This window comes from Catenulispora yoronensis, assembly GCF_039531695.1.
Classification (GTDB): domain Bacteria; phylum Actinomycetota; class Actinomycetes; order Streptomycetales; family Catenulisporaceae; genus Catenulispora; species Catenulispora yoronensis.
The window spans coordinates 261,972-277,729 of sequence record NZ_BAAAQN010000006.1 but is presented as its reverse complement, the minus strand read 5'-3'; the positions used below and the strand labels follow the sequence as shown (position 1 = coordinate 277,729).

Here is a 15,758-nt window from a genome sequence, read left to right as displayed (position 1 = left end):
CCGGCCGTCGCACCAGCCGCGTCCGCCGCAGGCTGCCGCGCCCCGCCCCGCGCCCGCGGCCGGTGCGAACGGTGCCGCCGGCCAGCCGCCGCGTCCCCGTCAGCAGCCGCCGCGCGACGACTTCGAACGGCGGATGGGGCTCAGCGAGCAGCAGGACCCGGGCCGCTCCAGCGACCGGAACCAGCTTCCGCCGCGCCGTCCGGCGCCGGCCCCGGCGCAGGCTCCGGCCACGCCGCAGCGCGGGACGATGGGGCGGCGCCCGGCGACCCGGCCGGGTCGGCCTTCGGAGCGCTGACCGAAGGGTGCGGAGCGCCCGGACCCAGGAGCATTCGCTCGGGCTCCGGGCCTCGGGCCCCGCGAACCTCTGCGGCACCTCAACGCCTCAACACCTCAACGCCTCAACACCGATCGTGCGCGAACTTCCGTGCGCCTTCGAGCCCCTCACTCCAAAGCGGCCACCGGCGCGTCCAGCACATTCAGGTCGATGTTGAGCCGCTTCCCGCCGTAGGTCTCGTTGTGCCCGCCGGTGTACTGCTTGATCCGGCGGTGCCCGGGCCAGTACCTGTCGCTCAGCGTCGGGTCGCCGAACAGCTGCGGCTTCTTGTCCCAGTGCGCGTACCAGGCCACGTCCGCGCGGTAGGCCGCGCCGCTGTCGTAGACCAGCGCCATGTCGGCGATCGCTCCGCCGGAGCTGCTGTAGATCCCGGAGACGAAGCCGCGGGCGTGCAGCTGGTCGGTCCACGCGCTCAGGAACGCCTGCACGTCCTGTACGCAGTTCTGGTCCGAGCGCGGGTAGTACTCCATGTCGAAGTAGATCGGGCTGCCCTGCGCGATGCCGAAGTAGTCGGCGCGGTTCGCCGCGTCGTTGGCCGCCTCGACGCCCTGGGTCCAGCGGCGGCTGCGCTGGATCAGCGCCGGGTGGCCGCCGCCGGGGTCCTTCCAGCACGGCGCCTGGCGGCCGACGTAGATCGGGAAGAACTTCCAGCCCTGGCCGTCCACCTTGCGGATCCAGTCCGGGGTCAGGTTGCCGTCCGGGCAGGCGCGGTCGATGCCGCCGATGTAGACGCCGGTGGCGTGGTACGGGGAGGATTTGGCCCAGGTCTGCATCACGTCCGCGGACGGCGCCGCGCAGGTGTCGAACCCGAGGCCGGAGTAGGTGGCGGCGGGCTCGACCTTCGGGCGGGCGGCGCGCGGCCGGGGGACCGGCTGCGGTACTTCGCCGTAGCGGGCGGCGTCGCGGTCGCGGTCGCCCCGGTCGCCGTCGCCGGGTCCGCCGTGCTGCGCGTCGCGGGTGCGGGTGACGGTGCCGTCCGAGGCGATCCGCACCGTCGCGGCGCGGCCCACCGCGACCGCCGGGCAGTCCTGGTCGGGGCCGGGATCGCCGAGGTACACGGCGTGCCGGTCATACCTCATACAGGTATGCGGTTCGGCTGCCAGATCGTGCACGGGCCAGTCGGCGGGGACGCGGACGGAGGCGCCGGCATAACGCACCGTCCGGAGCGCCGGCGGCGGCGCGACCGCGGCCGCGGTGACATCGGAGCAGCTCAGGGCCAGGACAGCCGCGCAGGCGGCGAGGGCAGTCAGGCTCATGACCTCCGGCCTACCCGCTGGTCGCGAGGGATCACGTAACGGAACCCCGGCGGCGCAATCGTCACATCAGTCGACGAGCGCCTGGCGGAATACCCCCAGGGGGTATAACGTTTGCGGTGGTGAGACACTGAGGAACGTCCCTGTACGGAGGCAGCGATGACGGACACCACCCTGGAGGCGCCGGTGCCGACCGGTCCCCTGACCGACGTCGAGTTGGCCATCGGCGGGATGACCTGCGCGTCCTGCGCCAACCGGATCGAGCGCAAGCTGAACAAGCTCGACGGCGTCACCGCGACCGTGAACTACGCGACCGAGAAGGCGAAGGTCTCCTTCCCCGCCGGCTACGCCCCGCAGGACCTGGTCGCCGTGGTCGAGCAGGCCGGCTACACCGCCGCGCTGCCCGAGCCGCCCGCGGCCGCCGCGGTCCCGGGCCCCGAGGGCGAGCCGGTCCGGACCGCCGCCGAGCTGACGGACGAGCTTCGCGCCACCGCCCTGCGGCAGCGCCTGACCGCCGCGGTCGTGCTGTCGGTCCCGGTGATCCTGATGGCGATGGTCCCGGCGCTCCAGTTCCGCAACTGGCAGTGGGCCTCGCTCACGCTGGCCGCGCCGGTGGTGACCTACGCGGCCTGGCCGTTCCACAAGGCGGCCTGGACGAACCTGAGGCACCGCGCCGCCACCATGGACACGCTGGTCTCGGTCGGTGTCTCGGCGGCCTTCCTGTGGTCGCTGTGGGCCCTGTTCTTCGGCGATGCCGGCATGACCGGGATGAAGCACGGCTTCGACTTCGCCATCGCGCGCACCGACGGCTCCGACTCCCTCTATCTGGAGGCCGCGTCCGGGGTGACGGCGTTCATCCTGGCCGGACGCTATTTCGAGCACAAGGCCAAGCGCCGCTCCGGCGCCGCGCTGCGGGCCCTGATGACGCTGGGCGCCAAGGACGTCGCCGTGCTGCGCGACGGCGCCGAGGTCCGGATCCCGATCGGCGGGCTGGCCGTCGGCGACCGGTTCGTGGTGCGCCCCGGCGAGAAGGTCGCCACCGACGGCGTGGTGGAGGAGGGCCGCTCGGCGGTCGACGCCTCGATGCTCACCGGCGAGTCGGTCCCGGTCGACGTCGCGCCCGGCGACCAGGTCACCGGCGCGACCGTGAACACCTCCGGCCGGCTGGTGGTCCGGGCCACCGGGGTCGGCGCCGACACCCAGCTGTCCCGGATGGCCCGGCTGGTGGAGGACGCGCAGAACGGCAAGGCCGCCGCGCAGCGGCTGGCCGACCGGATCTCCGCGGTCTTCGTGCCCACGGTGATCCTGCTGTCGCTGGCCACCCTGGCGTTCTGGCTGCTCAGCGGCGAGGGCGTGGCGACGGCGTTCGCGGCCGCGGTCAGTGTCCTGATCATCGCCTGCCCGTGCGCCCTGGGCCTGGCCACCCCGACCGCGCTGATGGTCGGCACCGGCCGCGGCGCGCAGCTCGGCGTGCTGATCAAGGGCCCGGAGGTGCTGGAGAACACCCGCAAGGTGGACACCGTCGTGCTGGACAAGACCGGCACCGTGACCACCGGAGCGATGGCGCTGGTCGGCGTCACCGTCGCCGAGGGCGAGTCCGAGGACGAGGCGCTGCGGCTGGCCGGCGCCCTGGAGCACGCCGGTGAGCACCCGATCGCCAAGGCGGTCGCGGCCGCCGCGCTGGCGCGGTTCGGCGCGCTGCCCGAGCCCGAGGGCTTCGAGAACGTCGAGGGCCTGGGCGTGCAGGGCGTGGTGGCCGGGCACGCGGTGGTGGTCGGCCGGGAGAAGCTGCTGGCCGAGTGGGCCCAGCACCTGTCCCCGGAGCTGGCGGCGGCCAAGGCCGGCGCCGAGGCGGCCGGCCGTACCGCGATCGCGGTCGGCTGGGACGGGCGGGCGCGGGCGGTGCTGGAGGTGGCCGACGCCGTGAAGCCGACCAGCGCCGAGGCGATCCGCGAGCTGCGGGCCCTGGGCCTGACCCCGGTCCTGCTCACCGGCGACAACGAGACCGTGGCCCGCGCCGTGGCCGCCGAGGTCGGCATCGACGAGGTGCTGGCCGAGGTGCTCCCGGTGGGCAAGGTCGAGGCGGTCCGACGGCTCCAGGAGCGGGGCCGGGTGGTGGCGATGGTCGGCGACGGCGTCAACGACGCGGCCGCGCTGGCCCAGGCGGACCTGGGCCTGGCCCTGGGCACCGGCACCGACGCCGCCATCGAGGCCGGCGACCTGACCCTGGTCGGCGGCGACCTGCGCACCGCGGCCACCGCGATCCGGCTGTCCCGTCGCACCCTGGGCACGATCAAGGGCAACCTGTTCTGGGCCTTCGGGTACAACGTGGCGGCCCTGCCGCTGGCCGCCGCCGGGCTGCTGAACCCGATGATCGCCGGGGCGGCGATGGCGTTCTCGTCGGTCTTCGTGGTGAGCAACAGCCTGCGGTTGCGGCGGTTCCGGTGAGGACGCGGCGCTGAGAACGCTGAAAACGGGAAGCCCCGCCGACCTTGAAGGAGTCGATCGGCGGGGCTTCCGGCTTGTGCGGTGATGCTGAGCTTTCGTGCTGGTCGTGCTGGTCGTGCTGGTCGTGCTGGCCGTGCTGGTCGTGCTGGCCGTGGCGGGCCGGAACGGGTCAGACCCGCGGGTTGGCCACCTGGTTCGCGCCGGCCGGGCCGGAGATGTCGCCGGCGATGTTCGTCGCGACGTTCGGCCCGAGCGCCGCGGTGCCGCCGAAGATGTACGCGTTGCCGATCGCCGACGACAGGCCCGACAGCCAGCCCTGGGCCTGGGTCGAGGGCAGCCCGGTGGTCGGGTTGACCAGCAGCAGCGGGCCGCTGATCCGGGACATGAAGGCGCCGCCGGACAGGGCGTCCGGGAAGGTGGCGCCGGTGGCCAGGCCGACGCTGTCGGGGGCGGTGAAGAAGGTCTTGGCCACCAGGTACGAGGTCTGGTAGCGGTCGCTGCCGGCCACCCCGGTGTGCGTGACGTGGGCCTGGGTGAGGGCGGTGTCGGCCTGCCCGCCCACTCCGAAGACCTTCGCGGCCGGCCGGCTCTTGACGTAGTCGGCGACCGGGGCCGGCAGCGTCTTGCCCTGGCTCAGCACCACGACGCCGAACCCGGGCGCGCCCCGGTCCTGGAACGAGTCGGCCGCGGCTCCGGCCGAGAGCGCGTCGGGGAAGTCCTCGCCGGTGGCGACCAGGACCTGCTGGATCGGCCCGTCGGCGCCGATCTCCTTGGCGATCGCGACCGACGTCGTGTAGCGGTCCGGCCCGGACAGGCGCTTCACCTGGTAGCCCATCGCCTTCACGGCGTTGAGCACGTTCGCCGAGACCGCCTGCTCGCCGCCGAGGATGTAGACGGTCGGCTTGTAGCCCGTGGTGGCGGCCGGCCCGAGGAGCCGGACGATCTCGGCCTTGACCTTGGGGTCCAGCGCGGCGCCGGAGGTGAGCAGCAGCGGCCCGCCCTTCTCCGCCGCCAGGGTGCTGCCGCCGAGCGCGTCGAACGGCAGGTCCTGGCGGGCCAGCACCACCGCGGCGGCCTGGCCGACCTTGCTGCCGGGGGCGGAGTGGTAGGGCGCGGTCGGCCACAGGGCCTGCGAGGCGGCCAGCGCGGTGCCGATCCGGTCGGCCCCGGACAGCCGGGTCACCGTGTCCTTGACCAGCGGCTGGTAGTTCGGGACGCCGGCGTGGTCGGCCTCCTGGCGCTGGTCGCCGCCGCCCTTGGCGATCGACTGCACCGAGGTGGCCGCGGCACCGTGGCCCGGACCCTGCTCGAAGGCGATCCGGGCGCCGTCGGCCGACCAGGTCGGATTGGTGTGGTCGGCGGCGTCGTGGGTGAGCTGGACCGGGGCGCCCAGGGCTCCGGGGGTCTGGTAGGTCCACGCCGCCGACCACAGCTGCTGGTCGCCGGCGGCGTCCGGGCGGACGAACACGATGGTCTTGCCGTCCGGCGAGAGGGTCGGGGTGAGACCGTTGTCGGTCACCAGGTGCGGTCCGTCGGTGCCGCCGCCGAAGCCGTCCTGGATCCAGACCTCGTCGTGGCCGTTGGCGGCGTTGTGGTGCTGCGTCACCAGCGACTTGCCGTTGGAGTCCGGAGCGGTCTCCGTGCCCAGCGGCCCGATGTTCGCGGACGTGATCGGGTTCGACTCCGCCACCTTGTCGCGGGGGTCGGTGTAGGCCGGGACGGAGACCAGCTTCGAGGCGCCGTTGGCGGTCTCGGAGAAGACGATGGCGGCCCCGCCGTCGAACCAGGTCGGGTGCGAGCGCGTGACACCGGGCTTGGCCGGGTCGACCACGATCGGCGCCCCGCCGCCGGCCAGCTGGGTGCGGACCGCGCCGTCGGCGTCGACGAAGGCGTACCGGCTGCCGTCCGGCGCCCAAGCACCCCGGTCCAGGGTCAGCGGCGAGTTCGCCGGTCCGGCCGGCGCGGCTTGCGCGCCGCCGGCCGAGCCCATCGCCGCGGCCACCGATCCGGCGAGGACGGCCGAGGCCGCGATGGACTTCTTGAGGTGCTTGTTCAGCATGACCTTGTTCTCCCGTACCCGGTGTCTCACTGCCCTGTCGCCCCTGGAGACGCCCGGCCCTCGGGCCCCGTTGCATCCGTTATCAAGCCGTTATCCGGAAGATTGAACATACTGTGGAATCCCCTGAATTCGGACATGCGGAGGCCCCGCTGACTCCCCCTCGGTGTCAGCGGGGCCTCCGAGCCCTGCTCAGGCTGCGTTCAGGCGCCGGTCAGGCCACTGATCAGGCTGTGGATCAGGCTGCGGATCAGGCCTTGGTGTTGCTCAGCGAGACCGCGCCGGCCGGGCCCGCGTACAGGCCGGGCAGGCCGACCGAGGCACTGGCCGGGACCGCCTTGAGGCCGCCGAAGATGTAGCCGGAGTTGATGCTCGGGGCCCAGCCCAGCAGCCAGTTCTGGGCGTCCTTCGAGGGCTGGCCGCTGCCGTCGACCAGCAGCAGCGGGCCGTCGTGCTGGCCCATGAAGGCGCCGCCGGACAGGGCGTCGGGCCAGGTCAGGCCGGTGGCGAAGCCGACGGTGCGGGGCGAGGTGCTGCCGTAGTCCCAGTCGCCGAAGAAGGTCTTCGCCACCAGGTAGGAGGTCTGGAACCGGTCGGCGCCGGCCAGCGGGGTGTGCTGGAAGCCGATGCTCTTGAGCGCGGTGTCCGCCTGGCCGCCGACGCCGTAGACCGGGATCGCACCCTGCGGGTTGTTGTGCGCCTTGACCTGCGCCAGGTAGGCCCCGGTGGACGCGGGCATGGTCTTGTCGTTGGTCAGGACCACGACGCCGACCACGGGGCCGCCGCCGTTGCCGCTCTCCGCGGCCGCGCCGGCCGACAGCGCGTCGGGGGCGTTGTTGCCGGTCGCGACCAGCACCCGGTCCGGCTGCACCCAGCCGGTGCCCGGTCCGCCGAACAGGCCGGTGACCTCCTTGGCGATGGCCACGGACGTCTCGTAGCGGTCGTTGCCGGAGATGCGCTTGACGGTGTAGCCCATGGCGTGGACCGCGTTGAACACCGCCGGGGACAGCGCCTTCTCGCCGCCGAGCACGTACACCGTCTTGGACAGGCTCGCCGCGCCGAGCACCCGGCTGATCTCCGCCTTGACGCCGGCGTCGAGGTGGTCGGTCGGGGTGAGCAGCAGCGGGCCCTCGGCCCGGACCGCCAGCGTGCTGCCGCCGAGGGCGTCGGCGAACTCGTCGGACCGGCTCAGCACGACGGCGGAGGCGGTGTTGGTGGTGCTGGAGTTCTTCCACTGCGCCTGGGAGGCGGCGATGGCGGTGGTGACCCGGTCGGCGCCGGACAGCCGGGTCACCGTGTCCTGGTTCTGCGGCTGGTACGCCGGGACGCCGGGCTGGGCCGACTCCTGGCGCTGGCCGGAGCCGTCCTTGGCGATCGACTGCACGTCGGTCGCGGCCCCGCCGTGCGGGCCGTTCTCGAAGGCGATCCGGCTGCCGTCGGGCGAGAAGGCCGGGTTCGTGTGGTCGTGCGCGTCGGTGGTGAGCTGCACCGGGGCGCCCGGGTGGTCGGGGTTCGCGCTGTCCCACGCGGCGGCCCACAGCTGCTGGTTCCCGCCGGCGTCGGCGCGGACGAACACGACGGTCTTGCCGTCGGGGGACAGCGTCGGCTCGGCGCCGTTGGCGGCGACCAGGTGCGGGCCGTCGCTGCCGCGGCCGAAGCCGTCCTGGATGTAGACGCTGGTGCCGTGCACGAACGTCAGCGAGCCCTTGTTGGCCTCGGGCGACTTCTCGCTGCCCTCGGTGAAGGGCTGGCCGGCCAGGAAGCTCAGCGGGTCGTGCTGGTCCACCGCGTCGTGCGGGTCGGTGTAGGCCGGGACCGAGTTCAGCGTGGTGCCGCTCGGGCCGGTCTCGGCGAAGACTATGCCGGTGCCGCCGGCCACCCAGGTCGGGTGCGAGCGCGTGACGCCGGCCTTGGCCGGGGCCACCACGGCGATGTTCCCGCCGCCGGCGTGCTCGGTGACCACCGCGCCGTCGGCGCGGACGTAGGCGATCCGGCTGCCGTCCGGCGCCCAGGAGCCCTGGTCGATCTTCCCGCCGTACTGGACGACGTGGCCGTTCTCCTGGACGCTCTGTGTGCCGTTCGTGATGGTCAGCGGCGAGTTCGCGGCGCCGGCCGGGGTGGCGTTCGCGCTCTGCACGAGGCCGGCGGCGGAGGCCACGGAGGTGGCGAGGATGGCAGAAGCCGCCAACGACTTCTTGAGGTGTGAACTGCGCATGTGCGACTCCTGGCACCTGGTGTTCAAAGCTCTGACACACGCAAGGACGCAGTCCGCCGGGCGCGGTTGATAGCCGTTATCGCTTTGTGACGTGAACAGTGGGATTCGTGGGTCCGGCGGGTCCGGAAAGCGGCTTTCGGCCCACCGCGGGTCCGGCGGCCGGCGTCGAAGTGGACGCTCCTGCCGGGGCCGGACGGCGACGCGGTACCGTCGCTGTGCGTCCTCACTGGTAATGCCGTGGCACGCAGCATGCTCGGGTAGCCTGGCCCCGCAGTCCCCGTCCACAACCGGAGAACCCATGCGCCTGTCCCTGGTCGTCCCGTGCTTCAACGAAGAAGCGGTGTTGCCGAGGCTCCACGAGGCTGTTCGGGCCGAGACCCGGGGGATAGCGGACGAGATCGAGCTGGTGTTCGTCGACGACGGCTCCACCGACGGCACCCTGGAGCTGCTGAAGAAGATCGCCGCCGAGGACCCCGAGGCCAAGTACGTCTCGTTCAGCCGCAACTTCGGCAAGGAGTCGGCGATGCTGGCCGGGATGAAGCGGGCCAGCGGCGACGCGGTGATCATCCTGGACTCCGACCTCCAGCACCCGCCGGAACTGCTGGGCCGGATGGTCGCGCTGCACAAGAACGGCTTCGACCAGGTCATCGCCCAGCGCGACCGCGAGGGCGACAAGAAGATCAAGACGCTGGTGGCGCGCACCTACTACAAGCTGGTCAACAAGCTGGTCGACGTCGAGCTGGTGGACGGCGTCGGGGACTTCCGGCTGCTGTCCCGGCGCGCGGTGGACGCGCTGCTGGCCATGCCGGAGTACAACCGCTTCTCCAAGGGCCTGTTCAGCTGGATCGGGTTCGACGCGGTCACCTTCACCTACCGCAACGCGGTCCGGGAGGCCGGCGAGACCAAGTGGTCGTTCCGGCGGCTGCTGAACTACGCGGTGGACTCGCTGCTGTCGTTCAACAACAAGCCCCTGCGGCTGGCCATCTATCTGGGCTTCCTTTTCTTCAGCATCTCGTTCGTCTACATGGCGGTGATCATCGTCGCCGCCATGGTGCACGGCAACCACACCCCCGGCTACGTCACCACCATCGCGGCCATCGTCGGCATCGGCGGCCTGCAGATCTTCACGGTCGGGGTGATCGGCGAGTACGTCGGGCGCATCTACTACGAGGCCAAGCAACGGCCGCACTACCTGGTCAAGGAGACCGAGGCCGGGCCGCTGCGGCACCAGAGCGACTTCCTGGCGGTCTCCGGGGACTACCAGCCGTTCCGGAACGAGGTCGTGCGGGACCAGAGCGCGGACCCGATCACCGGGACCGGCACCGACGGCGGGGTGCCCGGGGCGCGTGAGCTGAACGGAATCCAGTGACCAGAACCCTCCTCGTCGGGCTGCGCCGCAACCTCTACCTGGTGCTGGCCTTCCTCGTCCCGACGGCGACCTTCTCGGCGGTATTGGCGGGGCGCGGGATCTACCCGTTCGACCCGCACGGCGCGTACACGACGTTCATGAGCGACATGAACAACCAGTACGCGCAGTTCTACTCGTACTTCTCCCAGGCGCTCGACGGCCACGGCTCGCTGCTGTTCACCTGGCGCGCCGACGGCGGCATGAACTTCTGGCCGATCGTCTCCTATTACCTCACCAGCCCGTTCGGCCTGCTGACGGCCTTCGGCTCGGACCGCCGCCTGCCGATGATGATCGCCCTCATCACGGTGCTCAAGCTCGGTGCCGCCGGCCTGGGCATGGCGCTGTTCCTGCGCAAGTTCCGCGGGGACCGCGACGGCGCGGTGGACAAGGCGATGATCGTGGTGCTGTCCACCGCGTACGCCCTCGGCGCGTGGTCGGTGATCTACGCGTTCAACATCATGTGGCTGGACGCCCTCTACCTGCTGCCGTGGGTGCTGCTCGGGATCGAGCGCCTGCTGGCCACCGGGCGGATCGCCGCGCTGGGCCTGGCGATCGGCCTGAACCTGATCATCGACTTCTACACCGGCGCCATGATCCTGGTGTTCGCGTCCCTCTACGGTCTCGCGCGGTACTTCGGGGTCCGGGAGCTGTTCGAGCGCAAGGACTTCCTGCGCACCGTGGGCCGGTTCGCCCTGGCCGGGGTGCTCGGCGGGCTGCTGTCCGCGGTGTTCATCCTGCCCACCTACCTCGGCGGTCTGAAGCAGAAGACGCAGCTGCACTCCGAGTCGCTGGCCGGCCCGCCGACCCCGGTGCTGTCGATGCTGATCCGGTTCTTCGGCGGCACCTACGACGCAGCGTCCAAGTCGCCGAACGTCGGCGCCGCCACGCTGATCCTCGTGCTGGTGCCGTTGTTCTTCGTGGTCCCCGCCATCCGCCGCGCCGAGCGGATCGCGTTCGGCGCGGTGCTGGCGTTCCTCCTGATCGCGATGGAGGTCAAGCCGCTCTACGTGCTGATGCACGGCGGCCAGATGCCGAACGCCTTCCCCTACCGGTTCGCCTTCCTGATCGTCGCGCTGCTGACCGTCATGGCGTTCCGCGCGTGGGTCGCCGTCGACTCGGTGAAGCAGATCAAGTGGCTCGGCATCAGCGCCGCGTTCTGGTTCGTGGTGCTGTACTGGGGCCGGCAGTCCTATCCCCGGGTCGTCACCCCGGACGTCGTGCGCTTCGACACCGTGATCCTGGTGTTCGGTTCGCTGTTCCTGGCGTTCGCGCTGTACCTGCGGGTCCGCCCGGCCGGCGACCCGCTGCCCCAGCGGCTGGCCTGGATCCCGAAGCGGCTGGCCACGCCGCAGGTCGCCGCCGTGGCCGCGATCGCGGTGCTGGCCCTGGACGCCGTGGGCTCGGCCCAGCTGCTCGGGCAGCGGTACCTCGGCAAGCAGAAGGGCTCCGGCAACGGCACGGTGACCCGCACCAACTGGTACAGCGCGCCCTCCACGTCCTACGGCACCGCGCTGGCATCGCTCCAGCCCGCGTCGGACGAGTTCTACCGGGCCGAGGGCTTCGACCAGAACCTGCGGAGCACCAACGACAGCCTGCGCTACGGGAACTTCGCCTTCACCCACTTCTCCTCGCTGTCGTCCGGCAAGCTGCACCAGACCATGGAGGACCTGGGCTTCGCGCACCACGAGGCGAACGTCTGGTCCGCGCACACCGGCGCCACGCTGCTGACCGACGCGCTGCTGGGCTACCAGTACCTGGTCGGCACGACGCGCGAGTCCGCCGACGGGACCATCGACCGGCTCGGCACCACGCTGCAGAAGACGTACGACGACACCAAGCACGGCGCCAAGGACGCCGTGCCGGACGTGACGACCGTCTACAAGATCGACGACACCCTCCCGGTCGGGTTCCGCCTGACCGGTGACGACCTCGCCGACTTCGGCCGGCCGCTGCCGCAGAACGCGCCGTTCGCCGCGCAGGAGCAGCTGTTCGGGATGCCCGGTGCGTTCCAGTCGCTGTGCGGCGCGCCGACCGTCACCGGCGACGGCCTGACCGTCGCCACGGGTACCGACGGCACCGTGACGATCACGCTGCCGAAGACCGCGCGCGCGGGCAGCACCTCCGGCAAGATCGTGTGGAACTGCCAGTCCTCCGGGGCCCGCCAGGTCTACCTGTACGCGCCCGGGGCGTTCAACCTCGGCCAGACCTTCACGCGCCTGGACGGCCAGGACCGGCCCGCGCCGGTGCCCGGCGTCGATCCGGGCAAGGACAAGGCCAACATCCAGTACCCGCAGGGCTTCTCCACCGGGTTCCAGGACCTCGGCAGCGTGCAGGCGGGCGCGTTCACCGTCTCGATGTCCAGCTCGACGCTGACCCCCGGACACACCTACCGCGTGGGGCCCGACGTCGTGCGCGGACTGGACCCGGCCGCCGTCGGCAACCGGATCGCCCAGCTCCGGGCCGGCGGCGTCGGCGACGTCCACTGGACCGACACCGGGCTGGCCGCCACCACGACCGGCGACAGCGCGGCGACCGTCTTCTTCTCCGTGCCGAGCATTCCCGGCTGGACGGTGACCGTCGACGGCAAGACCGTGAAGACCACCGAGCTGCTCGGGGCGTTCACCGGGGTCCCGGTCCCGGCCGGGACCCACCGGATCTCGTTCTCGTTCGTCCCGCCCGGCCTGTACGCCGGCGTCGGCGGCAGCGGGATCGGGCTGCTCGCCCTCGGCGGGGTCTGGTGGTTCGAGCGGCGGCGGGCCGCCGCCGGCGGCAAGGGCGACGCCGAGTCCGGCACGGCCGGATCGGCGTCCGTGCCCGAGGACGTGCTGTCGTGATGCCTGTGAAGCAGTCGGTGACGACGCTGGTGAACCACACCTTCGTCCGCTACGCGTTCAGCGGCGCCACGGCGCTGGCCACCGAGGAAGTCGTGCTGTTTCTGACGCACGGTCTGGCGGGACTGCCGCTGTGGCTCGCCACGGCGCTGGCCTACCTCGCCGCGTTCGGGGTGAACTTCTCGATCAACCGCATGCTGACGTTCGCCGACCACGGCGCGCGCGAAGGCGCCGTGCACAAGCAGACGGTGCGGTTCGCGATCCTGGTGGCGGTGAACCTCGGCGTCACGCAGGTGCTGATGTACGCGCTGACCGGGGCCGGGGTCAACTACCTGCTGGCCAAGCCGTTGTCCACGGTGATCATCACGCTCTACAACTTCTGGCTCTACAAGAACTGGGTGTTCAAGCCGGAGGCCGCGGTGCCGACGGCGGAGGCCCGGCCCGCCCCGGAGGACGGGGACCGGCCCTCCGATCCGGTCGACGCCCCGGAGCGCGAGATCAAGGCTTGACGACCTGGTAGCCCAGGTGGACCACGCCGTTCCCGGGCCGGACCCAAGTCTGGCGCAGCTCGTACGGCGTGCCCTTGAGGTGGTCGAAGAACCGGATGCCCTCGCCGAGCATCGCGGCGACCAGATCGACGGTCAGCTCGTCGAGCAGGCCGGCGTTCAGGGCCTGCTGGGTCAGGTCGGCGCTGCCGACGGCGATGGTCTTGTCGCCGGCGAGTTCGCGGGCCTCGGCCAGCGCCCCCTCGATGCCGCCCTCGGTGACGAAGTGGACCGAGGAGCCCTCGCGCGGCCAGCCCTCGGGGATGCTGTGGGTCAGCACGACGACCGGCACGCCGAGCGGATGCGTGCCGTTCCAGCCGTCGGCGTCGTCGAAGGTGCGGCGGCCGTAGACGATGACGCCGAGCGAGGTCTTGGCGTCCTCCAGCGCCGCGGCCTCCTCGGCGCTGGTCTTCAGCTCCACGCGGTCCTCCACGGTCTCGACGGGGACCTCGCCGCGGGAGTACCAGCCGAACAGCGTGGCGACGCCGTCCGTGGGGTGGCTGACGAAGCCGTCGAGGGACATGGACATGTTGGCGGTGACGGTGGCCATGGGCGGAGTCCTTTGCTGATGGTGGGTGCGAGTGCCTCTCACAGATGCGTCGAGCAGGCCCCGTGGTTCTCGACGGGACCTGCTCGACATGTTTCAGGAGTTTCGCGCCGGCGGCTCAGCGGATGGTCGTCAGATCCCACTGTCCGGGGTAGCTGAACGCGTCGCCGAGGGCCGCGGCCGACGCCGCCGAGATCGCCGCCGTGCCGCCGACCAGCGTCGCCGTGGTGATCGGGTTGTTCTTGGTCCCGAGGTAGTAGCCGGTGGCCCCGGCCAGCACCTTCGGGTCGGTGAGCAGCAGCGGGACGCCGCGGTGGGCGGCCATCGCGCCGCCGGACAGGGCGTCGGGCCAGTTCATGCCCGAGGCCACGACCACCGAGGTCGGCAGGTAGGAGAAGCGCTGCGCCACCGCGACCGCCGTGGCGTACCGGTCGAAGCCGGACAGCGGCGTGAAGGCCGTCCCGTCCGGCCAGGCCGGGAACCCGGCGTGGACCGCGGCCACCGCCTTGCCGCCGACGCCGTAGGCCTTGGTCGCCGCCGGGTCCAGGCCGGAGAGGTAGGCGCGGCTGGCGGGCGGCAGCTTGGCGCCGTCGCTGAGGATGACCACGGCGCCGTTGTGGGAGACGTCGCCGGGCTGCGGGGCCGGGGCGCTGGGCGCCGCGGTCTGGGCGGCGATGCCGAGGGCGCCGGCGGCCGCGCCCGCCGCCAGGGCGTCGGGGAAGTCGGTGCCGGTGGCCACCAGGACGCTGGAGGGCGGTCCGTCCGGCGAGATGGCGCGGGCGATGTTCACCGCGGTCTCGAACCGGTCGGCGCCGGCCAGCCGCCGGGTGGTGAAGCCGGCCCGGGCCACCGCGGTCTCGACCGCCGGGGACAGGGCCTTGGTGCCGCCGAGCAGGTAGACCGTCGAGCCCGGGGGCAGGATGCGGCGCAGCTCGTTGAGGGACGACTGGTTCATCGCCGCGGGCGCGGTGAGCAGCAGCGGGCCGCCGGCCTGGGCGGCCAGCGCGGAGCCGCCGAGGGCGTCGGCGAAGGTGTCGTCGCGGCTGAGGACGGCGGCCTTGGCCTGGTCCCGGCCGGGGCTGGCGCAGCCGTGGCAGTCGAAGGTGCGGACGCTGGCCAGCACGGCGGTCAGGTCCCGGTCGTAGCCCGCCAAGCGCTCCACGGTGGCGCGGCTGGCCTGGCCGACGTCGAACCAGTCGGTGTCGATGTTCAGGGTGACGCCGCCGTAGCTCTCCTGGTGGCCGCCCTGGGTCTGGTGCACGCGCTGGTGGTTCGCCCACTGGGAGGGCTTCACGTTCTTGTCGTCGGTGGTGTTGACGTTGTTCCAGTTGGCGACGTCGATGACGTCCGGGGAGCCGGGGCCGTAGGCGGCCGACTGGTCCTTGATCCCGGAGTTGGAGCTGGAGTACCACCCGGAGCGGTAGCCGTCGCGGTGCAGTTCCTGGGTCCAGCCCTGGGAGTAGGACAGGACCAGCTGCGTGTACCGGGGGTCGTAGTTCTCCATGTCGTCGTAGATCACCGAGGCCGGCGGGAAGTTCAGGCCGCGGGCCAGGTTCGCGGCGTCGTCGGCCTCGGAGGCGCCGAGCTGGAAGGCGGTGTCCGGGGTCAGGGTGTCGAAGTCGCTTTGGTAGTTGCCCAGGCTGTCCTTGAACTGGGCCTGGCTGCCGACGTAGAGCGGGAGGAAGCGCCAGCCGTTGGCGGCCTGGCGGCCCACCCAGTCCCGGGTCAGGTTCGCGGTGTTCGAGGCCCGGCAGCCCGGCGCGTAGCGGTGGCCGCCGAGGTAGATGCCGACGCCGCGGTAGGGCGAGGAGAGCCAGGCGTCCATCGAGGCGTTGTCCGGCGCGGAGCAGGGGTCGAACCCGGGCCCGGTGTAGACCGTGCTGGGCACGGCCTGCGGCACCGGCGGGGAGGCCGTCGCGGACAGCAGCCAGGCGGCCAGGCCGGCCGTGGCCAGCGCGGTCGCCACGACCGCGGCCGCGACCCGCTTGGGCCATCGATGGAAGAGTGCTGACATGCCGGGCCCGCCCCTTGTCTCGTGCTGTGCGCCGGCGGCGCGGGCTCCGGTGCGGAGCCGGCGCCGCCGGTTGGTGCTGTTTTTAGAGATCTGTGCTGCTGTTTCAG

Annotated in this window: 9 protein-coding genes and 1 pseudogene; 5 read left to right on the top strand and 5 right to left on the bottom strand. The window is 72.1% G+C overall.

What is annotated here, in order from left to right; genetic code table 11:
* Window positions 1–295: pseudogene (locus ABD481_RS07890) on the top strand (dienelactone hydrolase); the annotation flags it as partial.
* Between the two features lie 146 nt (window positions 296–441).
* Here ABD481_RS07890 and ABD481_RS07885 read toward each other — a convergent pair.
* Entirely contained in the window at window positions 442–1,590 is a 1,149-nt protein-coding gene (locus tag ABD481_RS07885) for a DUF1906 domain-containing protein (RefSeq protein ID WP_344664881.1), read from the bottom strand.
* 156 nt (window positions 1,591–1,746) lie between these two features.
* Here ABD481_RS07885 and ABD481_RS07880 point away from each other — a divergent pair, with 156 nt between their 5' ends.
* Window positions 1,747–4,035 carry a heavy metal translocating P-type ATPase gene (locus ABD481_RS07880; protein WP_344664880.1) on the top strand — a complete coding sequence of 763 codons (2,289 nt, stop codon included), beginning with the start codon at window positions 1,747–1,749 and terminating at the stop codon, window positions 4,033–4,035.
* A gap of 169 nt (window positions 4,036–4,204) precedes the next feature.
* Here the strand turns inward: ABD481_RS07880 and ABD481_RS07875 are convergent, their stop codons facing one another.
* Window positions 4,205–6,094 (bottom strand): cell wall-binding repeat-containing protein, encoded by a 1,890-nt coding sequence (locus ABD481_RS07875; protein ID WP_344664879.1) that lies wholly within the window; start codon window positions 6,092–6,094, stop codon window positions 4,205–4,207.
* Window positions 6,095–6,341: 247 nt separating this feature from the next.
* Window positions 6,342–8,306, bottom strand: coding sequence for a cell wall-binding repeat-containing protein (locus tag ABD481_RS07870; RefSeq protein ID WP_344664878.1), 1,965 nt, complete (start codon window positions 8,304–8,306; stop codon window positions 6,342–6,344).
* Between the two features lie 298 nt (window positions 8,307–8,604).
* On the opposite strand from ABD481_RS07870, the gene ABD481_RS07865 reads away from it, so the two are divergent.
* The 3 genes from ABD481_RS07865 to ABD481_RS07855 are packed head-to-tail and all read left to right on the top strand — an operon-like array spanning window position 8,605 to window position 13,054.
* Entirely contained in the window at window positions 8,605–9,675 is a 1,071-nt protein-coding gene (locus tag ABD481_RS07865) for a glycosyltransferase family 2 protein (protein WP_344664877.1), read from the top strand.
* Complete coding sequence (locus tag ABD481_RS07860; protein WP_344664876.1) at window positions 9,672–12,548, top strand: YfhO family protein; 2,877 nt, start codon at window positions 9,672–9,674, stop codon at window positions 12,546–12,548. The genes ABD481_RS07865 and ABD481_RS07860 overlap by 4 nt, the downstream gene beginning before the upstream one ends.
* Window positions 12,548–13,054: a GtrA family protein gene (locus ABD481_RS07855; RefSeq protein ID WP_344664875.1), complete on the top strand. Its 507-nt coding sequence runs from the start codon at window positions 12,548–12,550 to the stop codon at window positions 13,052–13,054. The genes ABD481_RS07860 and ABD481_RS07855 overlap by 1 nt, the downstream gene beginning before the upstream one ends.
* On the opposite strand, the gene ABD481_RS07850 is transcribed toward ABD481_RS07855, so the two are convergent.
* On the bottom strand, window positions 13,044–13,640 hold the full coding sequence (locus ABD481_RS07850) for a dihydrofolate reductase family protein (RefSeq protein WP_344664874.1): 597 nt from the start codon (window positions 13,638–13,640) through the stop codon (window positions 13,044–13,046). The genes ABD481_RS07855 and ABD481_RS07850 overlap by 11 nt on opposite strands.
* Before the next feature lie 115 nt (window positions 13,641–13,755).
* Window positions 13,756–15,651 (bottom strand): glycoside hydrolase domain-containing protein, encoded by a 1,896-nt coding sequence (locus ABD481_RS07845; RefSeq protein ID WP_344664873.1) that lies wholly within the window; start codon window positions 15,649–15,651, stop codon window positions 13,756–13,758.
* Between the last annotated feature and the right edge of the window lie 107 nt (window positions 15,652–15,758).